This window comes from Nonomuraea sp. GTA35 (genome assembly GCF_041950525.1).
Taxonomy (GTDB): Bacteria; Actinomycetota; Actinomycetes; order Streptosporangiales; family Streptosporangiaceae; genus Nonomuraea.
Genome location: NZ_JBGNUV010000004.1, coordinates 996,314 through 1,021,976, shown reverse-complemented (window position 1 = coordinate 1,021,976; position 25,663 = coordinate 996,314). Strand labels below are relative to the sequence as shown.

The window sequence follows — 25,663 nt, the reverse complement described above, 5'->3', positions numbered from 1 at the left end:
ACCCTACGACGGCTCGGGGGCGCCCCGGAAGAGGCGCCCCCGACACAGATCAGGGCGATCCGGCCGCCGCCCGTACCGCGCGGTCGGTCAGCACCTTGGCCAGATGCCGCCGGTAGTCGGGCTGGGCGTGCAGATCGGCCGGCGGCGAGGTGTCAGCCGCCGCCTCCGCGCACGCCCGGCGCACCTGGTCGCCCAGCTCCACGCCCTCCAGCGCCGACTCGGTGGCACGCGCGCGCAGCGGGGTCGGGCCCATGTTCGTCAGCCCGATCCGGGCCTCGGAGATCGAGCCGTTCGAGCGCCTGACCGCCGCCGCCACGCCGACGATCGCCCACGCCTGCGCGGTCCGGTGGAACTTCTCGTAGTGGAAGCCCCAGCCCTCGCCCAGCTTCGGGATGCGCACCCCGGCCAGGATCTCGCCCTGCCGCAGCGACGACTCCAGGTAGTCGACGAAGAACTCCGCCGCCGGGATCTCCCGCTCGCCGTCCGCCGAGGCCGCCACGAACACCCCGTCCAGCGCCAGCACCACGGCCGGCAGGTCACCGGCCGGGTCCGCGTGCGCCAGCGAGCCGCCGAACGTGCCCCGGTGCCGGATCGCCGGATCGGCCACGTGCGCCGCGGCCAGCGCCACCAGCGGGCAGCCCGCCGTCACCACGGGGGAGCGCATGACCTCGTCGTGCGTGGTCATCGCGCCGATGTAGACGTGGTCGCCGCGGTCGTGCACGCCCCTCAGGCCGGCCAGCCGGCCGATGTCCACCAGCTTCGACGGGTAGGCCAGCCGCAGCCGCAGGAACGGCAGCAGCGACTGCCCGCCCGCCAGGACCTTGGCGTCCTCGTCCGAGCCCAGCTCCCGGCACGCCTCGGCCAGCGAGCCCGGCCGGACGTAGTCGAACTGTGCGGGGATCATTGCCTGACTCCTTCCAGGGCTCGCCAGACGCGCTCCGGCGTGCACGGCATCCGGACGTCGTTGACGCCGCGCGGGCGCAGGGCGTCCACGATCGCGTTCACCACGGCCGGGGTCGAGGCGATCGTGCCCGCCTCGCCCACGCCCTTGACGCCCAGCGGATTGCTGGTCGCCGGGGACTCGGTCCTGTCGAGGGCGAAGTCCGGCAGATCGGCGGCCGACGGGAGCAGGTAGTCGGCCATCGTGGTGGTCAGCAGGTTGCCGTCGGCGTCGTACACGGCCTCCTCGAACAACGCCTGCGCGATGCCCTGCGCGATGCCGCCGTGCAGCTGGCCGTCCACGATCAGCGGGTTGACGACCTTGCCGACGTCGTCCACCGCCACGTACGAGCGGATCCTCACCATGCCCGTCTCGGTGTCCACCTCCACGGCGCACAGGTGGGTGCCGTGCGGGAAGGAGAAGTTCTCCGGGTCGAACGTGACGTCGGAGTCCAGCCTCGCCTCCACCCCGTCGGGCAGGTCGTGGCCCGCGAACGCGGCCAGCGCCAGCTCCTGGATGGTCTTCCGCGAGCCGGTGCCCCGCACCGTGAACGCGCCCGCCTCGAACTCCAGGTCCTCCGGCGAGCACTCGAGCACGTGCGCGGCCAGCTTGCGGGCCTTGTCCCTGACCTTGTCACACGCCTTGAGCACCGCGATGCCGCCGATGGCCAGCGAGCGCGAGCCGTAGGTGTCCAGGCCCTTGGGCGAGATCGCCGTGTCGCCGTGCAGCACCGTGACGTCCTCGAACGGCACGCCGAGCGCGTCGGCCACGATCTGGCTCCACGCCGTCACGTGGCCCTGCCCGTGCGGCGAGCTGCCGGTGACGACCTCCACCTTGCCCGTGGGCAGCAGCCGCACCGAGCCGTGCTCCCAGCCGCCCGCTCCGGCGTTCTCGCTGCCGAACCACCTGGACGGGCCCAGCCCGCACATCTCCGTGTACGTGCTGACGCCGATCCCGAGCTGGACGGGGTCGCCCCTGTCACGCCGGTCGTTCTGCTCCGCGCGCAACTTGTCGTAGCCGAACAGGGCCATCGCCCGGTCCGTCGCCGCCTCGTAGTTGCCCGAGTCGTAGGTCAGGCCGGAGATCGTGGTGTAGGGGAACTCCTCGTGCTTGATCCAGTTGCGCCGCCGCACCTCCAGCGGGTCCATCCGCAGCTCGGCGGCCAGCTCGTCCATCATCCGCTCGATGCCGAACGTGGCCTCGGGCCGTCCCGCGCCGCGGTAGGCGTCCGTCGGCATCTTCGTGGTGAACACGCCCGTGCAGGCGAACTCGTAGGCGTCCATCTTGTAGATGGCGTTGAACATCTGCGCCCCGAGCAGCGGGACCGCCGGCGTCAGCAGCACCAGGTAGGCGCCCATGTCGGCCAGCAGCTCCACCTGGAGCCCGCGGACGCGCCCGTCGGCGTCGGCCGCCAGCCGCAGGTGCTGGATCTGGTCACGGCCGTGGTGCACCGTCAGGTTGCCCTCCGAGCGCGACTCCACCCACTTCACCGGCCTGCCCAGCCTGCGCGCCAGCAGCAGGCACAGCACCTCCTCGGCGGTGACCTGCAGCTTCGAGCCGAACCCGCCGCCCACGTCGGGCGCGACCACGCGGAGCTTGTGCTCGGCCACGCCGGTCACCAGCGCCAGCATGGTGCGCAGGATGTGCGGGATCTGGGTGGAGGTCCACATCGTGAACGAGTCGCCGTCGGTGTCGCACAGCACCGCCCGCGGCTCCATCGCGCTCGGGATCAGCCGCTGCTGCACGAACGTGCGGTCGATCACCACGGGCGCGTCCCTGAACGCGGCCTCCAGGTCACCCGAGGCCGCCCTGTAGGTGAAGGCCCGGTTGCCCGTCTCGTGCACCTTGGCGGCGGACTCGCCGAGCGCCTCGTTCATGTCGAGCACCGCGGGCAACTGCTCGTAGTCGACCTCGATCGCCTCCAGGGCGTCCGCGGCGCGGTACCGGTCGGTGGCCACCACGCAGGCCACCGCCTCGCCGACGTAGCGCACCTCCGAGACCGCCATCGGAGGGTGGTCGGGGACGACCGTGTCGCCGCTGCGTGGCCACGCGCACGGCAGGCTGCCCTGCTCGGCCCCGAAGTCCTGGCCGCTGAAGGCCGCCACGACTCCCGGCAGGCCGCGTGCCCCCGACACGTCGACCCTGGTGATCCTGGCATGCGCCATCGGGCTGCGCAGGAACATCACGTGCAGCGTGCCCGGCCGCGAGAGGTTGTCCGTCCACTGCGTGCGCCCCGTCAGCAGCCTGGCGTCCTCTTTCCGCTTGCGCGGCCGGCCTACCTCTTGCGTGGTCATGGCGTGCGCACCGCCTGACCCATCTCCTGCGCGCCCCTGCGTACCGCGCGCACGATGTTGCAGTATCCGGTGCAGCGGCAGAGGTTGCCCTCCAGCCCCTGCCTGATCGTCTCCTCCGACGGATCGGGGTCCTCCCTGAGCAGGTCTATCGCGGCCATGACCATGCCGGGCGTGCAGTAGCCGCACTGCAGCGCGTGCTCTTCGTGGAAGGCCTGCTGCATCGGATGCAGGGAGCCGTTGGCGCCCAGGCCCTCGATGGTGACGACGTCGCAGCCGTCGGCCTGGACGGCGAGCACCGAGCAGCTCTTGACGCTCTTGCCGTCGAGCATGACCGTGCAGGCGCCGCAGTTGCTGGTGTCGCAACCCACGGGGGTGCCGGTCTTGCCCAGCCGTTCTCGTAGCAGGTGGACGAGCAGGAGCCGCGGCTCGACGTCCTCCTCGTACTGGATACCGTCGACAGTGACGGTGATTCGGGGCATACGTCCTCCCTCAGGAGCAGGGGGAAAGGCGGACACTCCGAACCTACGCCGGTGTTTTTCCCGGTCAAGGGTTACTTACCGCGGACCACCCGAGCGACGATCGCCACCAGCCCCGCGGAGGCCAGTCCCAGCACCATCACCCCGACCAGGACCAGCGGATCCCTGATCGCGCGTGTCACCACCAAAATGCCCAGAACGACGAAGAGCACGCCGCTCAGCAGGGCCATCCAGTCCGTCCGGTGCAGGCGACGGGGCCGCTCGACGTCACGCGGCACGCCGCACCTCCATGTCGCCGAGGCCGCCCTTGAGGTTGAGCACGAGGGTGGGGACCTTGCCGCTCGGCTTCACCACCGGCTCCAGCACCTTGGACGTACGCACGTCCACGCCGCCCCTGAGCGACTGGTCGATCACGATGTCGCCGATCTTGTTGCTCGCGTGCACCTCGACCCGTGCCGTCGGCGGCACGATCACCACCAGCTCGCCCGCCGAGATCGCGGCGTTGACCGTCACGTTCGAGCCCGGTGGCAGCGCCAGCTCGGACAGATCCAGCGTGCCGTCGCCCAACCCCACGTCGAAGACCCGGCCGACCTCCGCGATGCTGGTCGGCGCCCACTCGGCCGGGCCGATGTTCCTCGGCATGCCGCCGAGCATCAACCCCATGCCCACGATCAGCGTCACCGCCGTGCCCGCGGCCACCAGCCCCGCGCCCCGGCCCCACCACGCGGCCACCAGCAGGCCGGCGCCGATGGTGATGAGCATGGCGCCGCCGACGATGGTCGGGCTCACTCCCGCCGCAGACCTTGCTTGGACGGCCACGACGATCCCTCCGATGATCAATGTCAGCAGGATGGTGATGAGGCCGATGACCGACCTCGGACGCCGCCGTTTCCGGACGGGACGGGCGTACATGCTCGGGTCGTACGGCGAGTAGCCGCCTGGCCTCCTGGCCGGGTCCAGCGGCTGGTAGGGGCCGTTCGGGGCGAACGGCTCGCCGTAGCTGCCGTAACTCACGGTGGTCGGAGGGCTGGGACGGGAGGCGGGAGGTGGCTCGTGCGGGGGCACCGGGTGCTGCGCGGTGATCGCGAACGGGGAGACCGGCTCCTCCTCCTGCTGCTCCTGCCTGTGGACGGCCGCTTCGGAAACGTCCTGCTGGGCGGGTGCGTGCTGCTCGGCGGGGAACTCCGCCCCGCCTGCCGACGTCGCCGGCTCGTCGGCCGTGGCCGCGTCAGGCTCCCGCGCGGGCTGCCCGGACTGCCCGGACTGCCCGGACTGCGCTGACTGCGCGGGCGCCGGTGTCTCTGCCCGGGGCACGAAGGCGGTCGGCTGCGCCGGTGCGGCAGGCGCCTGCGTCCGCTCGGGTGTCTGCGTCTGCTCGGGTGCGGCGGTCGCCGCCCTGGGCGGCGCCGTCGCCTGGGGCGGCTCGGGAGCGCGTACGGGGGCGGCGCTCTCGTAGGAGGCGGCGGGCCGCTCCGTGCCCGGCCGGCGGCCCAGCCGCTCGGGCATCGACCGGGCCAGCGCCCGCAGGTCCACCCCGCTGGAGTGCGCGGCCAGCAGCGACACGGCCAGGAACACCCCCACCACCAGCGTGCCCGTGTCCAGCCACACCGTCGCCAGGTTGATCGCCAGCCCGAACCCCAGCACCGCCGTCAGCAGCGCCATCACGGTCTCGGCGTCGAAGTCGCGCCGCGTCCACTGCTCGATGATCCCCGGCCGCCCGTTCGGCTCCTTCATCAGCAGGAACGCCGCGAGATAGAGGAACAGCCCGATGCCGGAGCCGAGCAGGAGCACCGCGAAGCCCGCGCGGAACACCACGGGGTCGATGCCGGTGCGCCGCCCGAGGCCCGCGCACACTCCCATGAGGAAGCGTCCCTCGCTGCTGCGTCGCAGCTCCCGGGGAGGAGAGGCCGGCTGCCTGGGCGGAGCTTCTGTCATGCGTACCATCGTGGACCTACACGTAGTGTGCTCGCATCCGGGACACCCCTGAGCCGACCCGGGGGTTGTTCCCTGATGCCCGCATGGCCCCCGACATGTGACCATGGCCATGTTATGGCTGACCAGAAGACACTCGCCGAGCAGAGCGGCGACAAGCCCTACCGCCGGATGATGCGCCCCATGGAGGGGCGCCTGCTCGGCGGTGTCGCCCAGGGGCTGGCGGCGCAGCTCAAGCTTGATCCGGTGGTGATCAGGCTGATGTTCGTGCTGCTCACCGTCCCCCAGGGGGCCGGCGCGGTGGCGTACGCGGTGTTGTGGATGGTGACGCCGCGCCAGCCGTACCAGGGGCAGGCGCCGCAGCGCGACTGGAGCCAGCTCGCCGCGTTCAGCGCGATCGGGGCGGCGCTGTTCTCGTTCGGCTGGCTGACCGGGGCCAACCAGGGCGGCATCGGCATGTTGCCGTTCGCGGTGGGCGGGATCGGCGCGCTGATCCTGTGGCAGCAGGCAGACCCCGAACGCCGCAGCAGCTGGGTGAGCGGAGCCTCGCGCAGCATCAGCAAGAACAGCGTGCGCACGCTGCTCGGCATCATCCTGGTCGTGGTCGGCGCGACCGGCTTCCTGGCCGCGGAGGGCGAGCTGCCCCAGATCAGGGACAGCCTGCTGTTCACGGTCGTGGTGGTCGGCGGCTTGCTGGTCATCGCCGCGCCGTGGCTTGCCGGCCTGTGGAAAGAGCTGCAACTGGAGCGGCGCGAGCGCATCAGGCAGGAGGAGCGGGCCGAGGTGGCCGCCATGGTGCACGACTCGGTGCTGCACACGCTCACCCTGATCCAGCGCGTCGCGAACGACCCGCGCGAGGTCTCCCGCCTGGCCCGCTCCCAGGAGCGCGAGCTGCGCAACTGGCTCTACCAGCCGAAGCAGGACGCCGACGCCACGGTGGCGGCCGCCGTACGCAGGATCGCCGCCGAGGAGGAGGACGCGCACGGCGTGCCCATCGAGGTCGTCTGCGTCGGCGACATCGCGCTCGACGCGTCCGGCAAGCTGGCGGCGATGCTGAAGGCGTCCAGGCAGGCGATGGTGAACGCGGCCAAATACTCTGAGAGTCCCTCTATTTCCGTTTATGCGGAGGTAGAGGGTGAAGAAGTCACGATTTTCGTGAAGGATCGGGGCAAGGGGTTCGACCTCGAGGCGGTGCCGCTCGACAGGATGGGGATCAGGGAGTCCATCATCGGGAGAATGGAACGTCACGGAGGTACGGCCCGGGTGCGTACCGAGCCCGGTGAGGGCACGGAAGTGATGTTGACGATGAAGGTGGAGAAGGCATGACGCGCGTACTGATCGTCGATGACCACCGGTTGTTCCGATCGGGCGTGCGCGCCGAGCTGGGCGACTCCATCGAGGTCGTCGGCGAGGCCGAGGACGTGGAGACGGCGGTCCAGGCCATCGCCGCGCACCAGCCCGACGTGGTCCTGCTCGACGTGCACATGCCTGGGGGCGGCGGCCAGGAGGTGCTGCGCCGGGTCCTGGGCTCCGGCTCGCAGGTGCGGTTCCTGGCGCTGTCGGTCTCCGACGCGGCCGAGGACGTCATCGGCGTCATCAGGGGCGGGGCCCGCGGCTACGTGACCAAGAACATCAGCGGCAAGGAGCTGACGGACGCCATCAACCGGGTGGCCGAGGGGGACGCGGTGTTCTCGCCGCGGCTGGCGGGCTTCGTGCTCGACGCGTTCGCCTCGTCGGAGGCGCCGTCGATCGACCCCGAGCTCGACTCGCTGACGCAGCGGGAGCGTGAGGTGCTGCGGCTGATCGCCCGGGGGTACGCGTACAAGGAGATCGCCAAGGAGCTGTTCATCTCCGTCAAGACGGTGGAGACGCATGTCTCGTCGGTGCTGCGCAAGCTGCAGCTCTCCAACCGCCACGAGCTGTCCCGCTGGGCGACCGCGCGCCGGCTCGTCTGAGCTTTCACGCGCTGCTCGGCCGCCGTTACGCGCGCCCAAAGTTGCCCGCTTATGCGGGTTTTTGGACCGTTACAGGATAGTTATCAGCATTTCGCGCACGAATCACCGCTCACAGTTGTCACACAAGGAGGTAGTCGAAGCACAAAGTCCAGGAGTAACCCCTTGATGCGCGTCACCCGGATGCTTCCGGCACTGGTCGCACTGATCGCCGCGACAGCGTGCGCGGCGGAGAGCGCCCCCGTCCCCCAGGCCACGGCCCAGGTCACCACCGTTCCCGCTGCCGCCGCAGTGGCTCCCACGCCGTCGCCCACCCCGGCTTCTTCCGGGAAGAAGATCAAGGTCGGCATCGCCGACATCACTCCCATGGGGGAGAAGACCGAGAAGGTGGGGGTCGGGTTCCCGATCATCGTCACCTTCGACCGGGACGTGAAGGACAAGGCGGCCGTCGAGGCGGTGCTGGGCGTCGAGTCCGAGGAGGCGCACGAGGGCGCGTGGCGCTGGGTGTCCGCCCGCAAGGTGATCTACCGGACGAAGACGTACTGGAAGCCGTACCAGAAGGTGCTCTTCACGGCGCGGCTGTCGGAACTGCCCGGCAACACCGGCGCCAAGAACGTCTCCCGCAGGTTCGCCGTCGGCGCGAAGAACATCTCCGTGGTCGACACCCGCAAGCACCAGATGAAGGTGTACCGGAACGGGAAGCTGGCCAAGAAGATCCCGATCAGCGCCGGCAAGGGCGGCCTGATCAGGAACGGCGTGGACGTCTACCTGACCACCAGCGGCGTGCACCTGACCATGGGCAAGAAGGCCGTGGAGACCATGACCTCCTCCTGGATGGGCGTGACGGACCCCAAGGACCCGCGCTACTACAAGGAGGAGATCCCGTGGGCGGTGCGCATCTCCGACAGCGGTGAGTACGTCCACCAGAGCGCCGGCTACTACCAGTACCTCGGCCGCTCCAACCAGAGCCACGGCTGCGTCCGCGCCACCCCGGCCGGGGCCAAGTGGTTCTACACGATCGCCCAGCGCGGCGACGTCGTGAAGATCACCGGCACCAAGCGCAAGCTCCAGTGGAACAACGGCTGGAGCTACTGGCAGCTCAGCTACAGCCAGTGGAGGAAGGGCAGCGCGCTGAAGGGCTGACCCTTCGGGAACGCCGAGGGCCGCTCACGGGGTGAGCGGCCCTCGGCCGTTCTAGAGCTTCTCCAGCGGCGCGTACGCCAGCAGCAGCGTCTTCTCCCCGCCGCTGCCGAAATCGATCTTGACCTTGGTCTTCTCCGCGACCCCGTCCACGGACACCACCGTGCCGAGCCCGAACGCGTCGTGCGAGACCCGGTCGCCGGGCGCCAGCGAGGGCACCTTGCGCCCGCCGCCCGAGGCGCTCTTGGCGGGGGTGGCGGGGCGGGCGGGCTCGCGCCGCGTGGCCGCGCTCCAGGCCGACTTCTCCGGGTCGGTGCGCCACTCCATGAGCTGGCCCGGCACCTCGTTCACGAAACGGGAGGCGGGGTTGAACGACGGCGCGCCCCAGGAACTGCGCACGGCCGCCCGCGTGAGGTAGAGCCGCTGCTGCGCCCTGGTGATGCCGACGTAGGCCAGCCGCCGCTCCTCCTCCAGCTCCTTGGGCTCGCCCAGCGAGCGGACGTGCGGGAACACGCCGTCCTCCATGGCCGTCAGGAACACGACCGGGAACTCCAGCCCCTTGGCCGTGTGCAGGGTCATCAAGGTGACGACCCCCTGCCCGCCGTCGGTGTCGGGGATCTGGTCGGCGTCGGCCACCAGCGACACCTGCTCCAGGAACTCCACCAGCGTGCCCTCCGGATTGGCCTCCTCGAACTCGGAGGCCACGGAGACGAGCTCGTTGAGGTTCTCCAGGCGGGACTCGTCCTGCGGGTCCTCCGACGCCTCCAGCTCGGCGCGGTAGCCGGTGGCCACCAGCACCTCCTCGGCCAGCGCCGACGGCGGCACCCCCTCGCCCTTGGCGATCAGCTCCTCGACCAGCGCGACGAACTCCTTGACCGCGTTGAGCGAGCGCGTGGCCATGCCGTACGCCTCGTCGGCCCGGCGCAGCGCGTCCCAGAAGGTGATGCCCTCGCGCGAGGACAGCGCCTCGATCATGGCCTCGGCCCGCTCGCCGATGCCGCGCTTGGGCACGTTCAGGATGCGCCGCAGCGACACCACGTCGGCCGGGTTGGCCAGCACCCGCAGGTAGGCCAGCAGGTCCTTGACCTCCTTGCGCTCGTAGAAGCGCACGCCCCCGACCACCTTGTACGGCAGCCCGGTGCGGATGAAGATCTCCTCGAACACGCGGGAGGCGGCGTTGGTGCGGTAGAAGACCGCCACGTCGCCCGGCTTGACGCCCTCCTCGTCGCTGAGCCGGTCGACCTCCTGGGCCACGAACATGGCCTCGTCGTGCTCGTTGTCGGCGACATACCCCACGATCTTGGGGCCGTCGCCCTGGTCGGACCAGAGGTTCTTGGGCTTGCGCGACTCGTTGCGCGCGATCACGGCGTTGGCGGCGGCCAGGATGTTCTGCGTGGAGCGGTAGTTCTGCTCCAGCAGGATCGTGCGGGCGTCGGGGTAGTCGCGCTCGAACTCCAGGATGTTGCGGATCGTCGCGCCGCGGAAGGCGTAGATGGACTGGTCGGCGTCGCCCACCACGCACAATTCCGACATGTCGGCGCCCGAGCGCACCAGCTCGCCGTCGTTCGTGCGCAGCTCGGGGTGCCCGACCAGCTCCCTGATCAGGATGTACTGGGCGTGGTTGGTGTCCTGGTACTCGTCGACCAGCACGTGCCTGAACCGCATCCGGTAGTGCTCGGCCACGTCGGGGAAGAGCTGGAACAACGTCACCGTGTTCATGATGATGTCGTCGAAGTCCATCGCGCCGGCCTCGGTCAGCTTGAGCTGGTAGGCCTTGTACGCCTGCGCGAGCGTCTTCTCCAGGTGCGAGCCCGCCCGCTCGATCGCCGTCTCGTAGTCGATCAGCTCGTTCTTGAAGTTGCTGACCTGCGCCGAGAACGAGCGCGGCGGGTAACGCTTCGGGTCGAGCTCCATCTCCCTGCAGACCATGGCCATCAGCCGCTGCGAGTCGGCCTGGTCGTAGATCGAGAAGCTGGACGGGAAGCCCAGCCGCTTGGCCTCGCGCCGCAGGATGCGCATGCAGGCGCTGTGGAACGTCATCACCCACATCGCCTTGGAGCGCGGCCCGACGAGCTTGTCGATGCGCTCCTTCATCTCCCTGGCGGCCTTGTTGGTGAAGGTGATCGCCAGGATCTCGCCCGGATGCGCCTCGCGCTCGGCCAGCAGGTAGGCGATGCGGTGCGTGAGCACCCGGGTCTTGCCCGACCCCGCTCCGGCCACGATGAGCAGCGGACTGCCATGATGGATCACGGCCTCACGCTGCTGCGGGTTGAGGCCATCGAGCAACGGGTGGTCAACAGAGACTTGGGTCGGCACCCACCTAGGTTAAGACGCTCCACCGACAATCGGCGCCCGGAATGCCGCCGGAGGGGTTCCGGTTGTCCTCCACGTACGGACCGAAAGGGGAGCCATGCTGCCGGAGACCGAGATCAACCGCGTACTCGTCGTGACCGCCCACCCCGACGACGCCGACTTCGGCGCCGCGGGAAGCGTGGCACTGTTCGTGGACAGGGGCGTGGAGGTCACGTACCTGCTTGTCACGGACGGTGACGCGGGCGGCAACGAGCGCACCCTGGACAATTCCGGCATGGCGGAGCTGCGCAGGACCGAGCAACTGGCCGCCGCCAAGGCGGTCGGCGTGACGGACGTGCGCTTCCTCGGTTACTCCGACGGCCAGGTGGTGCCCTCGCTGGAGCTCAGGCGGGCCATCGCCAGAGTGATCCGCCAGGTCAGGCCGGATCTGGTCATCACCCACCACCCCGACCGCAACTACCAGTTCATCGCCCCCAGCCACCCTGACCACCGTGCCGTGGGCGGCGCGACCCTGGACGCGGTCTATCCGGACGCGCGCAATCCGTACGCGTTCCCGGAGCTGATCAAGGAGGAGGGGCTGGAGGCGTGGACCGTACGTGAGGTGTGGTTGAACGGCGGCTCCACGCCCAACCATTGGGTGGACATCACCGAGTCCATGGACCGCAAGCTCGCGGCCTTGCAGTCGCATGTGAGCCAGGTCGCGCACGTGGAAGGCTTCACCGACTTCGTCAGGAGCCGCTTCGCCGCCTGGGCCGAGCAGGCCGGGTTCGGCGAGGGCCGCTACGCGGAGGGCTTCCAGGTGGTCCCGACGGCCTGAGCTCGCGTGGCTCCTGGGGCTACGGCACCGAGCCGGGCGGCACCACCCACAGCGAGGGCTGCCCCGTCACCTCCGAGATGATGTCGAAGGAGTGCCCGTAGTGCAGGATCGTCGCCCCGTGCACCTCGGCGCAGGCGGCGATCAGCAGCTCGTTCGGGCCGATGCCGCGGTGCTGGGAGATCTCCACGAGCTGCCGCTGCACGGCCATGGCGCGGGCCTGCACCTCCTGGTCCACGGGGAGCAGGACGCACTGGCGCTGGGCGTGCAGGATGCGCTGGTAGTGGGCGTAGTCGCGGGCGCTGTAGAGCACCTCCAGGTCGATGACGCTGCAGGTCGCCACCGCCCGCGCGGCGAAGAGCGGCTGCAGCGCCCTGGCGATCACCTCGCTGACGCGGATGCGGGCCAGGGCGCTCCTGTCGAGGAGGTACATCAGTCCTGTCGTTGCCACGCATGCTTCGTGATCTCCGGATCCAGCAGATCCGGGCTCCCCTCCGTGCGCCAGAACTCGAACGCCCTGATCGCACACGCTCTTTCCGCGTCCCTGTCCACGACCGCTCGCAGCGCGGCGTGGACCGTTTCTCTCATGGTCGGCGTACCCAGCGTTTGCTGGGCCGCTTCCAGGAGCTCCTTGTCGATGTCGATTACCGTACGCATGCAGCACCACCTCCGTACCTCCGGCTTGACGAGAATTGCGCTCTACGGGGCAGGCGCACATCTCAAGGAGGCGCGGCCTTGAAATGAGGCGCCTCGGAGACGGTAAGGCCTGCGGCGTCGCAGGCCACGGCCCGGTACGGAGGCAGGGGGAGAAAACGATGCCGCGGGGCGAAAACCTTCATCCCGCGCCGGTCGAATGATCCACCGGATCGGGCGTGGTGCTTACGTTTCGTGTTCGCAATCCTGGGCCGGGCGGGACGGAACGCTCATTTCGGGTGGGAGAGATTTCGCGGGCCCGGGGCCGGCAGCTTGGCCGCGATCCGCGCGAAGGCGTAGCCGAGAGAGTTGGTGGCCAGGTGCAGCATGACGGGGGTCACGAGGCCGCGGCGGCGGCGCAGCTCGCAGAACAGCACCCCGGCCGCCGCCGTGGACACCACGCTCCCCGCCACGACCCGCGCGGTGTCCAGATGCCCAGGGGACTCGCCCGCGGTCAGGGCGGCGCCGAGAGCGGGGTTGGCGCGCGCCATGTCGATCGCCGGCAGGATGTGCCAGAGGCCGAACAGGGCGGAGGAGACCGCCGTGGCCGCGGCCGTACCGTGGCGACGGCGCAGCATCCCGTACAGCGCGCCACGGAAACCCACCTCCTCCAGCAGGACCGTGCCGAGCGGGACCTGGAGCAGCGCCTCCTCCAGGACACGGGCGCGGGAGAGAGACAGGGCGCGGTCGTCGTGGAAGAGCGGCCTGGTGCGGGGCAGGGCGATGCCGGCCGCGTAGACCCCGGCCACCGCAGCCGCCAGCACGCCACCGGCCACGGCGCCGCGCCGGCCGTGCTCGAACCCGAGCTCCTGCCAGGACACGCCGGACCTGCGCGCCATCGCGACCAGCGCGGCCGTGGCGACGGTGGAGGTCAAGGGGCCCAGCCGAGGGGCGATCTTGTTGTTCAGGACGTTGGCGGCGGTGAGGACGGCGATCGAGCGCAGCAGCACCCTTGCAAGGCTACGTCCCGCTCGGCACCGGCTCGATCGGAACGTCGGGGAACGAGCCGTCACCGAACAGGACCCGCGCCGCCAGGGCCCGGCCGGCACGGCTGCGCAGCACGGTGATCGCGGCCTCCGCCGCGGCGGGGGAGCGGATGCCGGCGAACGCGCGGCGCAGCAGCAGGCGGCCGCGGAAGCGGGCTCTCAACGCGTTCCCGTCGTAGCGGTCCAGCAGGCTCCGGTCGCCCGTGCGCAGGTACCCGGCCGTGACCGCCGCGGCCAGGTCGGACATGCGCAGGCACGGGTCCAGCCCGCCGGCCGTCAGCGGCGACACCGCACCCGCGGCGTCCCCGACGAGCAGCCCGGCCGGGCACGCCAGCCGTCGCAGCACACCGCCCACCGGAATGGGGCCACCGCGACGCTCGACCGGACCGGCCGGCGGCGCGTGACCGGGAGCGTCCGTGGCGAAGGCGTCCAGCAGGTGGCGGATGCCGCTCCGCATGGCGCCCGGATCGCCCGCGACGCCGACGTGCGCGTGCCGGCCGTCGTCCACGGCCCACCCCAGGTACCCGGGAGCGATCCGCGGATCCAGCACGCAGTGGAACGCCGGGGTGGTCGTGCCCGGCGCGATCGGGTGGACGAGCTCGGCGCCGACGATGAAACGCCGGTTGAGGTCGAGGCCGAGATCGCGCGCCACCCGGGAACGGGCGCCGTCCGCGCCGACGATGAACCGGGCCGTCACCGGCTCGGCGCCCGCCAGCCGCACCAGGCCCGCCGAGGCGCCGGCGTACCGGACGCCCAGGACGACCTGAGCCCCCGCCGACTCCGCCTCGCGGCGCGCGTGCCGGTAGACGGCCGCCATGTCCGCCACGCGGTACTCGACGCGGTCGCTGGTGAGCCGGATCGGCGCCCGCCTCGACGGCGGATACAGCAGCACGTCGCGGATGCCGGGCCCGAGCAGGTGATCCGGCAGGTCGAAGTCGTCCAGGGTGCGCCGCACGAAGATCCCCGTGGTGCGGATGCCCGCCGACAGCGACCTGCGGCGATCGACCACCATCACGTCCAGCCCGCGGCCCGCGAGCAGGCCCGCCGTACGCAGACCGGCCAGGCCCGCACCCACGACCAGTACGTCCACTCTTCGCATATCTGGCGACGCTAGGCGGGAGGCCCGGGCCCACGCGATGCTTTGCACGGTACCTCCACAGAGCTGCACGGAAAGGCCTGGATTTCGCCACCGTCGCGCCCCGGACGGCGTCCCCCCGGCGGCATGCGCGCCCGTTCCGTGCGGAGCGCTTCCCGCCGCCTTCGCGAGCACGTGGCCGCGGCGCCGCCGGGCGGGTCTCAGCTCACCGCCCGCTTGACCAGCTCGCTGATCCGCGCCTCCACCTCGGGCGTCACCTCGGTCAGGGCGAAGGCGGCCGGCCACATCGTGCCGTCGTCCAGGCTCGCCTGGTCGCTGAACCCGAGGGTCGCGTAACGCGTCTTGAACTTCGTCGCGGGCTGGAAATGGCAGACGATCTTGCCGTTCAGTGCGTAGGCGGGCATCCCGTACCAGAGCTTCGGCGCCAGGGCCGGGGCGCTCTCCAGGATGACGGCGTGGACGCGCTCGGCCATGACCCGATCGGAGTCCTGCATCTCAGCGATCTTCGCGAGCACGTCCCGGGCCGCCTCCGCCGCCTTGTCCGCGGGGGAGCCGCGGCGCGCCGCCTTCTTCTGGTCCTGGGCGTGCTCCTTCATCGCGGCCCGCTCCTCGGCCGTGAATCCCTGGTACGTGGTGCTCATGGCAGTCTTCTCCTTCTGCGGATGTTCTCGGGTGTTCGAAGTCGTGTGAGGGGATGACCCCTCGGCCTGTCTCAGGCGGATGCGCTCTCCCAGACGAACCCGTCCAGGTCGGTGAAGGGGCCGGTGTCGCCGCCGAGGACGATCCGGTGCGATCCGGTGCCCTCCTGGGCGACGCCGGTGTCCTTGGCGAGGGCTCGGCGCGGGTAGAGCGCCAGCTTGACGTCCGTGGACGGGGTGTCGAACTCGACGTACTTGCCGCCGAAGCTCTTCCCGACGGCCAGGCCACGCTCGACGTAGAAGCGCTTGCTCGCCTTGACGTCCGCCACCCCCAGCAGGAGCGCGACCTGGTCGATGTGCCGGGTGGCGGGCCCTGAGTCCTTCTTGTTCGAGGTGGCGACCTTGCAGATCGTCCCGTCCGGGGCGCGGACGACGCCGCCGTACCCCCAGAAGCTCTTCGTGGCCGGCTTCAGCGTGGTGGCGCCTGCGTCGAGGGCGGCGGCGATGAGGGCGTCGACGTTGCCCGGCTGGGACACCACGAGCGACAGGGCGAACCCGCGGAAGCCGGTCGTCGGCGCGTCCGAGGTGCGTACGCGGACGTAGGGGTCCAGGCCGAAGGCCTGGTAGAAGGCCTGCGCGGCGGCGGGGTCGGGAACTTCCAGGGTCACGGATGCGAAGGAGGTCATGGCGGATCCTTGTCAGAGTGGACGGAAGCGGTCGATCGGTCGGGCAGGCGGATCGGCGGCGTTCACCGGTCCGGCGGGAGGGGGAGGACGTCGCCGCCCGGCAGGAGGCCGGGGCGTTGCCTTCCGGCGGCGCTCAGCGGTCCTGCAGCAGGCCGAGGACGTTGCCGTCGAGGTCCACGACGGTGGCCACCACGCGGCCGGCGCCGACCTCGTGCACGGCCTCCTTCACGGTGCCGCCCGCGGCGGTCATCTCGGCCAGCGTCGCCTCGATGTCGTGCACGTGCCAGTAGGCCACCGGCGAGGTCATGCCCTGCGGCCCACCGCCCGGCACCAGCCCGATGTGCTGCCCCTCGGCCTCGAAGCCGACGTAGTAGGCCGTGTCGACCTGCGGCGCGATGCCGAGCAGGGCCGCGTACACCGCCTTGGCCCTGGCCAGGTCGGACACGGGGTGCAGGACGGTCTTGATGCCCTGGGTGGAAGAGCCGGTCACGGTCGCTCCTCGTGGTCGGGGGTCGCATCGACCCGGTGGTCGTGGGTCGCGTCGACCCGCTGGGAAGGTGCTCATAGCTTCGCGTCCGGCCCTGGCGGCCCACATCCGTGGCGGCCACGGAATCCCTCCACGGATCGACACCACGGACCGACACCACGGACCGCGCACGGTGGCCGTCACGGATGGGCACTACGCAGGGGATAGGGCAGACTGGGACAGTGTTGGCAGCAGTGGACATCTCGCCCCGTGAAGCCGAGGTACTGGAACTGGTCGGCGCGCATCTGAGCAACGCCGAGATCGCCGCCCGGCTGTCCATCTCGGTGCGTACCGTGGAGAGCCACGTCTCCTCCCTCCTGCGCAAGCTGGACGTGCCGGACCGGCGGGCGCTCGCCCAGCGGGCACCCGAGCCGGCGGCCGGCGCCGCCCCGTCCCGCCCGGCGCCGGTGCTGCCGTCGCTGCTGACCTCGTTCATCGGCAGAGTGAACGAGCGGGCCGAGCTGGCCGAGATGATGAAGACGCACCGCCAGGTGACCGCGGCCGGCCCCGGCGGAGTCGGCAAGACCCGGCTCGCGCTGGCCGTGGCCGCGCACGCGGCCGGCGACTACTCCGACGGGGTGTGGTTCGTCGACCTGGTCCCGGTCACCGACCCTGGCATGGTCGCGACCGCGGTCGCCGGGGCGCTCGGCCTCGGCGAGCAGCCCGGCCGCGACATGACCGAGTCCGTGGTCGCCGCGCTGGCCGACCGCCATGCGCTGCTGGTGCTGGACAACTGCGAGCAGGTCGCGGACGGGGTGGCGCTGTTTCTCGAGCGGCTGCTGGCGGCGTGCCCCCGGGTGAGCGTGCTGGCGACCAGCCGGGCCCGGCTGATGGTGCCGTTCGAGCGGGTGTATCCGGTCCCGCCGCTGTCGCTGCCCGCCGACGGCGGGTCGGACGCGGTCACGTTGTTCATGGAGCGGGCGGCGGCGGTCGGCTGGCCGCTGGATCCCGCACTGCGCGACCAGATCGCCGCGATCTGCGAGCGGCTCGACGGCATGGCGCTGGCCATCGAGCTGGCCGCCGCCCGGTATCCCACGCTGGGGCTGGACGGCATCACCGCCGCCCTGTCGCACCCCCTCCGCATGCTCACCGGCGGCTCCCGGGCCGATCAGCGGCACCGTTCGGTGCGGGCGGCGCTGGACTGGAGCCATGCCCTGCTGGAGCCGGCCGACCGGGCGCTGCTGCGGCGGGTCTCGGTGTTCGCGGCGCCTTTCACGGCCGCCGCGGCGGCGGAGGTGACCGGGGACGACGAAGGCCTGGTCACCGACGGCCTGGCCCGGCTCGCCGAGCAGAGCCTGCTGGTGGTGTCGGCGTCCCCGGGCGGCACGGAGTACCGGGCGCTGGAGACCATCCGCCAGTACGGGACGGAACGGCTCACCGAGGCCGGTGAGCTGGCCGACATCCGGTCCCGGCACCTTCGCTGGTGCCTGGCCAAGGCCGCCGGCCTGGCGGTCGTGCGGGAGAACTGGCGGGCCGGGTTCGACCTGGTGGCCAACGATCTCCGCGCGGCCCTGGCGTGGGCGGCCGAGCAGCCGGAGCGGCGCGCGGAGGCGTACGAGCTCGCCCGGAACCTGGCCGGGCTGACCTTCACCCGCAATCTGGTCGGCGAGTCCCAGAGACGCCACGAGCAGGCGGCCGCGCTCGCCGAGGACCCGGGCTCGGCCGCGCCGGCACTCCGGCACGCCGCCGTCGTGGCCGGCTGCCGGATGCGCGGCGATGACATGTTCCGCCTCGGCCGCGCGGCCGCGGACGCCGCCCGCAGGTCCGGTGACACCGCCGGCGCCGCCGCCGACCTGGCTGCGGCCGCCACCGCCACGTTCCGGTTCGCGACCACGTTCGTGCGGCTCCCGGCCCCTGAGGAGGTGCTCGCGCTGATCGCCGAGGCGCGGGAGCTGGCCGGCGACGATCCTGCCGCGCAGGCCGCGGTGGCGACGGCCGAGGCCGGCTGGACGCTCCACTCCGCGGTCACTGCCGGCCAGGCGCCGGGCGACACGGTGGACGGCGGACGGGCGCTCAACGATGGGGAGGACGGCGGGCGGGCGCTCGGTGACGCCGTGGGCGGCGGGCCGGTGCCCGGCGACGCCGTCGGGGATGGTCAGGGCGAACCTGGCGACTGCGTGCCGGAGACGATCGCGCGCGCGGAACGGGCGGTCGAACTGACCCACCGTACGGGCGATCCGCTCGCCGAATCCACCGCGCTGGACGTGCTGACCGGAGCCCTGAGCTGGGCGGGCGACACGTATGCCGCCGCCGCCACGACCCGGCGCCGGATCACGCTGCTGACGTCCGCACCCGATACGCCGGCCACCACCCACGAGCTGATCGAGGCGCTCGGCGAGGCCGCCGAGGCCGGCCTCGGCACCGGCGACCTGCCCGCGGCCCGCCGGTGGGCACGACAGCTCGCCGAACATCCGTTGCTGGTCGAGGTCGGTCATCGCGCCACGAACTGGCTGCTGGTCGCCGACGCGCTGGCGGGCAACGTGGACGAGGTGCTCGCCGGCAGCGTCCGGTTCCTCGACGCGTGGCACCGGGCGGGCAGCCCCGCCCAGTCGTACCTCGGGCGGGCGATGGCCGCCGTGGCGATGGTCCACGGCCTGCGCGACGACCATGACGGCCGGCGCGAATGGCGGGAGGCCCTGGACCGGCTCGGCCCCCTTCCTGGACACGCCTACGGCTACGGGGCGATCTTCGACGCGATGCTCCTGCTGCACCGCGGGCAGGCCGCGGAGGCGCTGGAGCGGATGGCTCCCGAGCCCAGGCAGGTGTGGAAGTGGGTCACCTGGATCTGGCACCACTGGTACGTCGCGCTGCGCACCGAGGCCGCCGTGCTCGCCGGGAGCCCAGGCGCTCGCGACTGCCTGGCGGAGGCCCGGACCATCGTGGCCGGCAACCCCGTCGCGGGCGCCATCGTGGAGCGAACCGCCGCCCTGCTCGACGGCGACGAGCAGGCGCTGCTCGCCACGGCGGGCGCGTTCGAGGCCGCCGGCTGCCGTTACCAGTCGGCGCGCACCATGGTGCTGGCCGGCGGCGGCCACGCCGAGCGCGGCGCGGCCGTGCTCGCCGACCTCGGCCTCGCCCCGATGGCCCCTCGCCGGTGACGTCCGCCCTGACGGCCTCTCGCCGGTGATGTTCGCCCCGACGGCCGGCCGGCCCCGCCAGTCCGGGGCCAGGCGGCGTCAGGAGGCGGCTGGGCGGCGCCAGCCCTCCGGGAAGCGGGTGCGGCGGCGTTCCTCAGGGGTCAGGCCACCCCAGATGCCCTCCGCCTCGCCTGCGCGTAAGGCGTAGGAGCGGCACTCCTCCACCACCTGGCAGGTCGCGCAGACCGCCTTGGCGCGGGACTCCTGCAGGGGAGTGGGCGCGAGGGGGAAGAAGAGGTCGGGGTCGCTGGATCTGCATGCGCCCCTGCGCAGCCAGCTGATCTCCTCCGGTGCCATGGGTCAACGGTAGAGCCAGGTCATGATCGGTTACATCATCCTGCGGGCTGACCTGTCGATACGACCGCAGGTTCGACCGGACCCAGGCTCGTACGCCCTCAGCAGGCCCCCACCCCGCCCCGGTACCCCCGCACGAACGACGCCTGCCGTTGCTCCGCCGTCTCGTGGGCCGCCGGGTCGAGCCAGTCGTCCGTCGGGTCGCCCGCCGCCGCCAGGCTCGCGAACAGCTCGTACTCGTCCCCTTCGTCCGCCGTCAGCGCGCCCGAGCCGACCAGCGCGGACAGGGCGCCGCCCGCGTAGCAGTCGGCCTGGAGCTCCATCTGGACGTTCAGCGTGAAGTCGGTACGGAGCTGCGCCTGCACCGCGTGCCCGAGCTCATGCGGGATGATGACATAGACCGACCCGTCGCCCATCTCGTTCCACAGCGCCTCCAACCAGCCCTGGTCGAAGGCGATGAAGTGGCCGAGCGGGCAGTAGAAGGCGTTGTTCGGGACGGCGGGCTCGCCGCCGCAGCTCGGGCCGGCGTCGCCCGAGTACGGGATGAAGTCGCCGATGGGGCGGTACGTGCGGCTGAGCTGCCGGAACTGCCGGCTCCAGAACTCCTCCGTCAGCGTGCGTGCCGTGACGACGTCGTCCTCGAACGAGTCGGCTCCCCGCCGGTCCATGGACGGCGACCGGACGACGCCGCAGGCGGCCACCAGGGGGAGGGCGGCCAGGCCGGCGAACAGCCTGGTGAGCGGGGGCAGGGCACGGGTCACGGCTTCACGCATCCGAAGAGGTCATGGGCTTCAGACGTCCCAGGTGTGTACGGGTTCGTTGGTGTGCATGCGCTCGATGTACTCCAGTGTCATGCCCCGCAACGCCTCGTGCCGGTCATCACCGGAGCGGGCCTGCGCCCGTACCCGGTCCACCTGCCAGCTCGCTCCCGTGCGGCCGGACAGGCAGCGGCCCTCGATGACGGACAGCAGCCGGTCCGCGACCGGGCCGTGCACGCCCCACATGGCCAGCCCGTCCCGGGCCATGGGCAGCAGCCGCCGCAGGATCAGCTCGGACGCCGGCACCTCGCCCATCCCCGGCCAGTACAGCCGCGCGTCCAGCCCGTGCCGCGCCGCCGCCCCCAGGTTGTCCTCGGCGGCCTTGAACGACATCTGGCTCCAGATCGGCCGCTCGTCGTACGGCAGCACGCGCATCAACCCGTAGTAGAACGCGGCGTTGGCCGCGATGTCGGCCACGGAGGGCCCGGCGGGCAGCACGCGGTTCTCCACGCGCAGGTGCGGCACCCCGTTCACCACCGCGTACACGGGGCGGTTCCACCGGTAGACGGTGCCGTTGTGCAGGGTCAGCTCGTGGAGCTGGGGGATGCGGCCGCGTTCGAGCTCGGCGCGCGGGTCCTCGCCGTCGCAGAGGGGCAGCAGGGCCGGGTAGTAGCTGACGTTCTCCTCGAACAGGTCGAACACGCTCGTGATCCACCGCTCCCCGAACCACACCCTGGGACGTACGCCCTGCGCCTTCAACTCCGCCGGCCGCGTGTCCGTGGCCTGCTCGAACAGCGCGATCCTGGTCTCCCTGTGCAGTTCCCTGCCGAACAGGTAGGGCGAGTTGGCCGCCACCGCCACCTGGGCGCCCGCGATGGCCTGGGCCGCGTTCCAGTGCGCGGCGAACGTCTCGGGGCTGACCTGGAGATGGAGCTGCACGCTGGTGCAGGCCGCCTCGGGGGCGACGCTGTCGGCGTGCGTGTCGAGGTGTTCGACGCCCTCGATGGACAGGTGCAGGTCCTCGCCCCTGGCCGCGAAGATCTGCTCGTTGAGCAGGCGGTAGCGCGGGTTCGCGGAGAGCGTGCCCTCGCCGATGTCCTGCTCTCGCAGGGTGGGCAGGATGCCGATCAGGACCAGGTGGCCGCCCTCGGAGCGGGCGCGTTCCTCGGCGTGGTTGAGCCGGGTCCTGACGTCGTTCTCCAGGCGCAGCGCGCCGTCGCCCGCCAGGTCCTGGGGCTCGATGTTGATCTCGACGTTGAACTGGCCCAGCTCCGTCGCCCAGTCCGGCTGCGCGATCGCGGCGAGCACCTGGGCGTTGCGCATGGCCGCCTCGCCGCGCGAGTCCACGATGTTGAGCTCGATCTCCAGGCCCGCCAGGGGGCTCTCGAACTCGAAACGCGATTCGCGCAGCATCTGAGCGAAGACGTCGAGGCATCGGTGTACTTTTTCCCGATATTTCCGGCGGTCTTCCCTGCTGAACACGACCACTGGCACGTCCCTGCCCATAGCACGAAATGTCGCACGCAAAGGCCGACTAAGCCATAGTGCGAACGCCACAGGATTCCGTCCCGCGACGGGCCGCCTGAACCGGACCGGGGCCGGGGCCGCCCGGACGGCGGGGCAGGGGACGCGGCCCTCTGGAGCGCCGGCGATCCGGTCTCGGCTCCACACCACGCACCCGCCGCCACGCCCGCCGCCATCGTCGTCGAAGTTATCCACAGGCTGCTCACACCGATGGTCGCGGCTGGCTAGGGTTCAGGAATGCGCGTTTTGATTACTGGCGGGGCGGGTTATATCGGCAGCACGATCGCGTCGGCGTGCCTGGACGCCGGGATCGATCCCGTGATTCTGGACAGCCTCGTGACGGGCCGGCGGGAGTTCGCCGACGGGCGGGTGTTCTATGAGGGAGATATCAGCGACGGCCCGCTGATTGACAAGATATTCGCCGAAAATCCGGATATCGAGGCCGTCATCCACTGCGCGGCTCTCATCGTGGTCCCCGACTCCGTGGCCGACCCCATCGGCTACTACCGCGCGAACGTCACCAAGAGCCTCGAGTTCGTCGACCACCTGCTCCGCAACGGCTGCACGCGGATGATCTTCAGCTCGTCCGCGTCGATCTACCGCGCCGGCGCCGACCACACGGTGGACGAGGAGTCCCCGCTCGACCCCCAGAGCCCGTACGCGCGGACGAAGGCGGTCTGCGAGGGCATGTTCGCCGACATCGCCACCGGCCGGCCCATCAGGATCCTGTCCCTGCGCTACTTCAACCCGATCGGCGCCGACCCTCAGATGCGCACGGGCCTGCAGCTCCGCCGTCCCAGCCATGCCCTGGGCAAGATGATCGAGGCGTACGAGGACGGCGTCCCGTTCCAGATCACCGGCACCGGGTGGCCCACCAGCGACGGCACCGGCATCCGCGACTACATCCACGTCTGGGACCTGGCCACCGCCCACGTGGCGGCGCTGCGGCGCTTCGACGAGCTGGAGGCCGACGTGATCAACCTGGGCACCGGCGCGGGCACCACGGTCCGCGAGCTGGTCGACGCGTTCAACCGTGTCGTCGAGCAGCCGATCGAGGTCGTCGAGGCCCCGGCCCGCCCTGGCGACGTGGCGGGCGCCTACACCCGCAGCGACCGTGCCCACCGCCTGCTGGGGTGGCAGGCCCGCTACTCGATCGAGGAGGGGATCAGGCACTCGCTGGAGTGGGCGGGCATCCGCGACTCCCGGCTGGGCTGAGCGACGGCGTCCCGGAAGCCCGCGGCCCCGTCGCCCCGGCCGCCGGACGTGGCATCTCGTGAGCTGCTGACCTCCGCATCAGCTCGTGAGCACCCATCGGCCACGGTGCCCGCCGGCGCGGAAGGCGCGGTACGCGTACGCGGCCTCGTCCAGGGGCACCGTGCCCGCCCGGCGCGGTTCCAGGAGCGCCTGCTTCCCATGGCGATGTACGGACTGGCGGCGCAGGCGTAGCCCCATGCTCCCCGCCTTCCGCGTGCCCGCCTTGGGTCCGGAGCCGAAGCCGGCCGCTTGCACGGGCGCGGCGCCGCGCAGGGTCGCGGCGGCCACCGCCGCCGGCGCCTTCTTCATGCGATGTCCGCAACGAAAAAGTCCTCCCCCGCCGGACGGCGGAGGAGGACTCGATCGATCAGGTCAGCCGGCGATGCTGCCGAGCGGCAGGTCGAGGGTCTCGGAGATGTCGCTCTCGCCGTCCTTGAACGTGGAGGTGACCTCCTCCGCGGGCGGCGCCTTGATCGACACCGCGGAACCCCAGCCGGTGTAGCCGGTGTCCACGCTCACGGTGCCCTTGCCGCCGACCCCGAGCGCGGACATCGGGAACGTCGTCACGAGCCGGGTGGGCAGGCCCGCCTTGTTCACGGTGATCCGCCAGCTGATGGCGGCCTTCTGCGTCTTGGCGGAGGGCTTGTCCATCCAGGTGGCGCGCAGCCAGGGCGACGCCTTCCACAGGTCGCGGACGAGCGTCTTGCCCGCGTAGCCGCTGCCGGTGGCCTTGGCGCCCTTGAGCAGGGTCTTGAGCGTGGCGGGCTCGGCGAGGTTCAGCGGCTGGCCGAACGCGCCGAGGAGGCCGCCGGTCGGGCCGTTCGGGGCCTTGAACCAGGTCTTGCCCTCGGGCATCTGGGTCGCCCAGATGTTGCCCGAGACGTACGACGTGGTGCCGATCCTGATCGTGCGCTCGGGCTGGGCCATGGCCTTCAGCATCGAGGCGAGCTCGGCGTCCTCGCCGCTCTCGTCGAGGCCCTGCAGGTCGCTCGCCGAGATGTTCAGCTTGCCGGTGATGTCGGACGCGGCGACCCCCGACTTGCTGAACTGGAGGGTGCCCGAGCGGCGCAGGAACACCTGGCGAGCGTTGCCGTCGTCCACGGTCGTGCGCTCGGTGAACTTCACGCCCTTGCCGGCGGCGAGCTGCTTCTTGACGGCCACCACCGGGTCCTTGGGCGCTGCGGCCAGCGCGGGCGTGGCGGTCACCAACGCGGCGGTCGTGGCTAACGCCACGCCCGTCAGGATTCGCTTCATGCGGATTTCCTTCAGATGTTGAGGGGGAGTTGCGGTGTCGCCCGGGGCCGGAAGGCCGGCCCCGGGGAACGGCCCGGCGGGTCGAGGGCTACTGGACCCTGCCGAGCGAGTCCAGCGAGCCGTTCGGGATCTCCTGCGGCACTTCCGTGTCGGCCCCGAGCTCGCTGTGGTCGACCACCTGGTCGGATGGCGGGGCCTTGATGGTGATCTTGGCACCCCAGCCCGTGAACCGGGTGTTCACGGTGGCGGTCGTGCTCCCGAGGACGCCGAAGTCCATCGTGTACTCGCTGCGGACCCCGGTGATCAGGCCCTTGGAGTTCAGGTCGAGGGCATAGTTGATCTTGATCTTGCCCAGCCGCTTGTCGATCTTCTCGCCGTAGAGCTTGCTGACATCGGCGAACGTCAGCGAGCCTCGGTACGTTCCACCCTTGGCGCTCTTGGCCTTCGAGACGAGCGCCTTGAGCACCTTGGAGTCGAAGACGTCGAGCGGCTGGCTGGTGTGGATGACTGAGGGGTCCGCGTAGCGGATCCACTTCTTGTCCTCCGGCAAACCCTCGCTGTATATCCCGCCCTGGACATAGGTGTGCTTGCCCACGGTGATACTCCGGGACGGCGAGAGGCCGGATACCCCGCCCTTCTCCCGGAAGCGAAGATCTGCGGCGACCACCCCCGACTTGCCGAATCCCAGGGCGCCGGTCGTCGTCCTGACCTGCCCGGTCTTCCCGTTCATGGTCGTACGGGACGTCTCCGAGACCCGCACCCCGTGCCCGGCCACGTACTGCTTCTTCAGGGCCTTCACCGGGTTCACGGGCGCGGCCTGCGCCGGCGTGGCGGCCATGAGCGCGGCGCACGACGCCAGCGTCAGACCCGCGAGAATTCGCTTCATTCGGGTTTCCTTCAGCATTACCAAGGGGAGCGGGGGGCAAGCCTGCCATTGGAAGATCACGACCATATAT

At 71.2% G+C, this 25,663-nt stretch carries 25 protein-coding genes; 6 read left to right on the top strand and 19 right to left on the bottom strand.

Annotated features, from left to right (window positions below; translation table 11 throughout):
* Positions 1-49: 49 nt before the first annotated feature.
* The 5 genes from ACBJ32_RS23140 to ACBJ32_RS23120 all read right to left on the bottom strand — a co-directional run bounded on the left by ACBJ32_RS23140 (position 50) and on the right by ACBJ32_RS23120 (position 5,645).
* Entirely contained in the window at positions 50-904 is an 855-nt protein-coding gene (locus ACBJ32_RS23140; RefSeq protein ID WP_375128439.1) for an FAD binding domain-containing protein, read from the bottom strand.
* Positions 901-3,234 (bottom strand): xanthine dehydrogenase family protein molybdopterin-binding subunit, encoded by a 2,334-nt coding sequence (locus tag ACBJ32_RS23135; RefSeq protein ID WP_375128438.1) that lies wholly within the window; start codon positions 3,232-3,234, stop codon positions 901-903. Before ACBJ32_RS23135 ends, ACBJ32_RS23140 begins: the two co-directional genes overlap by 4 nt.
* Positions 3,231-3,713, bottom strand: a complete 483-nt coding sequence (locus ACBJ32_RS23130) for a (2Fe-2S)-binding protein (protein WP_375128437.1) — start codon at positions 3,711-3,713, stop codon at positions 3,231-3,233. The genes ACBJ32_RS23135 and ACBJ32_RS23130 overlap by 4 nt, the downstream gene beginning before the upstream one ends.
* Before the next feature lie 71 nt (positions 3,714-3,784).
* Positions 3,785-3,988 (bottom strand): hypothetical protein, encoded by a 204-nt coding sequence (locus ACBJ32_RS23125; protein WP_357886401.1) that lies wholly within the window; start codon positions 3,986-3,988, stop codon positions 3,785-3,787.
* Complete coding sequence (locus ACBJ32_RS23120) at positions 3,978-5,645, bottom strand: PspC domain-containing protein (RefSeq protein WP_375128436.1); 1,668 nt, start codon at positions 5,643-5,645, stop codon at positions 3,978-3,980. Before ACBJ32_RS23120 ends, ACBJ32_RS23125 begins: the two co-directional genes overlap by 11 nt.
* Before the next feature lie 114 nt (positions 5,646-5,759).
* Here ACBJ32_RS23120 and ACBJ32_RS23115 point away from each other — a divergent pair, with 114 nt between their 5' ends.
* From ACBJ32_RS23115 to ACBJ32_RS23105, 3 genes are all read left to right on the top strand, one after another.
* The gene (locus ACBJ32_RS23115; protein WP_375128435.1) at positions 5,760-6,968 is read left to right on the top strand and encodes a PspC domain-containing protein; all 1,209 of its coding nucleotides are present in this window, start codon (positions 5,760-5,762) and stop codon (positions 6,966-6,968) included.
* Positions 6,965-7,597 carry a response regulator transcription factor gene (locus ACBJ32_RS23110; protein ID WP_080043096.1) on the top strand — a complete coding sequence of 211 codons (633 nt, stop codon included), beginning with the start codon at positions 6,965-6,967 and terminating at the stop codon, positions 7,595-7,597. Before ACBJ32_RS23115 ends, ACBJ32_RS23110 begins: the two co-directional genes overlap by 4 nt.
* A 165-nt stretch (positions 7,598-7,762) precedes the next feature.
* Complete coding sequence (locus ACBJ32_RS23105) at positions 7,763-8,737, top strand: L,D-transpeptidase (protein ID WP_375128434.1); 975 nt, start codon at positions 7,763-7,765, stop codon at positions 8,735-8,737.
* Between the two features lie 51 nt (positions 8,738-8,788).
* On the opposite strand, the gene pcrA is transcribed toward ACBJ32_RS23105, so the two are convergent.
* Positions 8,789-11,020, bottom strand: a complete 2,232-nt coding sequence (gene pcrA, locus ACBJ32_RS23100) for a DNA helicase PcrA (protein ID WP_357886467.1) — start codon at positions 11,018-11,020, stop codon at positions 8,789-8,791.
* A 124-nt stretch (positions 11,021-11,144) separates the two neighbouring features.
* On the opposite strand from pcrA, the gene ACBJ32_RS23095 reads away from it, so the two are divergent.
* Entirely contained in the window at positions 11,145-11,864 is a 720-nt protein-coding gene (locus ACBJ32_RS23095; RefSeq protein ID WP_375128433.1) for a PIG-L deacetylase family protein, read from the top strand.
* Positions 11,865-11,883: 19 nt separating this feature from the next.
* Here ACBJ32_RS23095 and ACBJ32_RS23090 read toward each other — a convergent pair whose 3' ends face one another.
* From ACBJ32_RS23090 to ACBJ32_RS23060, 7 genes are all read right to left on the bottom strand, one after another.
* Complete coding sequence (locus tag ACBJ32_RS23090) at positions 11,884-12,312, bottom strand: PIN domain-containing protein (protein ID WP_357886411.1); 429 nt, start codon at positions 12,310-12,312, stop codon at positions 11,884-11,886.
* Positions 12,294-12,518 (bottom strand): type II toxin-antitoxin system VapB family antitoxin, encoded by a 225-nt coding sequence (locus tag ACBJ32_RS23085; RefSeq protein WP_357886413.1) that lies wholly within the window; start codon positions 12,516-12,518, stop codon positions 12,294-12,296. The genes ACBJ32_RS23090 and ACBJ32_RS23085 overlap by 19 nt, the downstream gene beginning before the upstream one ends.
* A 266-nt stretch (positions 12,519-12,784) precedes the next feature.
* Complete coding sequence (locus ACBJ32_RS23080; RefSeq protein WP_375128432.1) at positions 12,785-13,504, bottom strand: CPBP family intramembrane glutamic endopeptidase; 720 nt, start codon at positions 13,502-13,504, stop codon at positions 12,785-12,787.
* Between the two features lie 10 nt (positions 13,505-13,514).
* Entirely contained in the window at positions 13,515-14,639 is a 1,125-nt protein-coding gene (locus tag ACBJ32_RS23075; RefSeq protein ID WP_375128431.1) for an NAD(P)/FAD-dependent oxidoreductase, read from the bottom strand.
* Positions 14,640-14,836: 197 nt separating this feature from the next.
* Entirely contained in the window at positions 14,837-15,277 is a 441-nt protein-coding gene (locus ACBJ32_RS23070) for a DUF1801 domain-containing protein (protein ID WP_357886418.1), read from the bottom strand.
* A 71-nt stretch (positions 15,278-15,348) separates the two neighbouring features.
* Complete coding sequence (locus tag ACBJ32_RS23065) at positions 15,349-15,960, bottom strand: glyoxalase (RefSeq protein ID WP_375128430.1); 612 nt, start codon at positions 15,958-15,960, stop codon at positions 15,349-15,351.
* Between the two features lie 133 nt (positions 15,961-16,093).
* A complete protein-coding gene (locus tag ACBJ32_RS23060; RefSeq protein WP_375128429.1) occupies positions 16,094-16,450 on the bottom strand; it encodes a VOC family protein in 357 nt (118 codons plus the stop codon).
* Between the two features lie 218 nt (positions 16,451-16,668).
* On the opposite strand from ACBJ32_RS23060, the gene ACBJ32_RS23055 reads away from it, so the two are divergent.
* Entirely contained in the window at positions 16,669-19,584 is a 2,916-nt protein-coding gene (locus ACBJ32_RS23055) for a LuxR C-terminal-related transcriptional regulator (protein WP_375128428.1), read from the top strand.
* A 78-nt stretch (positions 19,585-19,662) separates the two neighbouring features.
* On the opposite strand, the gene ACBJ32_RS23050 is transcribed toward ACBJ32_RS23055, so the two are convergent.
* The 3 genes from ACBJ32_RS23050 to ACBJ32_RS23040 form a co-directional block, all read right to left on the bottom strand.
* On the bottom strand, positions 19,663-19,920 hold the full coding sequence (locus ACBJ32_RS23050; protein WP_375128427.1) for a WhiB family transcriptional regulator: 258 nt from the start codon (positions 19,918-19,920) through the stop codon (positions 19,663-19,665).
* Positions 19,921-20,018: 98 nt separating this feature from the next.
* Positions 20,019-20,690, bottom strand: a complete 672-nt coding sequence (locus ACBJ32_RS23045; RefSeq protein WP_375128426.1) for a neutral zinc metallopeptidase — start codon at positions 20,688-20,690, stop codon at positions 20,019-20,021.
* Positions 20,691-20,708: 18 nt separating this feature from the next.
* Complete coding sequence (locus ACBJ32_RS23040; protein WP_375128425.1) at positions 20,709-22,088, bottom strand: glutamate--cysteine ligase; 1,380 nt, start codon at positions 22,086-22,088, stop codon at positions 20,709-20,711.
* A gap of 348 nt (positions 22,089-22,436) precedes the next feature.
* On the opposite strand from ACBJ32_RS23040, the gene galE reads away from it, so the two are divergent.
* Positions 22,437-23,414, top strand: coding sequence for a UDP-glucose 4-epimerase GalE (gene galE, locus ACBJ32_RS23035; protein WP_375128424.1), 978 nt, complete (start codon positions 22,437-22,439; stop codon positions 23,412-23,414).
* A gap of 78 nt (positions 23,415-23,492) precedes the next feature.
* Here the strand turns inward: galE and ACBJ32_RS23030 are convergent, their stop codons facing one another.
* The 3 genes from ACBJ32_RS23030 to ACBJ32_RS23020 form a co-directional block, all read right to left on the bottom strand.
* A complete protein-coding gene (locus ACBJ32_RS23030; RefSeq protein WP_375128423.1) occupies positions 23,493-23,762 on the bottom strand; it encodes a hypothetical protein in 270 nt (89 codons plus the stop codon).
* 63 nt (positions 23,763-23,825) lie between these two features.
* Positions 23,826-24,707 (bottom strand): hypothetical protein, encoded by an 882-nt coding sequence (locus ACBJ32_RS23025; protein ID WP_375128422.1) that lies wholly within the window; start codon positions 24,705-24,707, stop codon positions 23,826-23,828.
* Between the two features lie 88 nt (positions 24,708-24,795).
* Positions 24,796-25,593 (bottom strand): hypothetical protein, encoded by a 798-nt coding sequence (locus ACBJ32_RS23020; RefSeq protein WP_375128421.1) that lies wholly within the window; start codon positions 25,591-25,593, stop codon positions 24,796-24,798.
* Positions 25,594-25,663 lie beyond the last annotated feature (70 nt).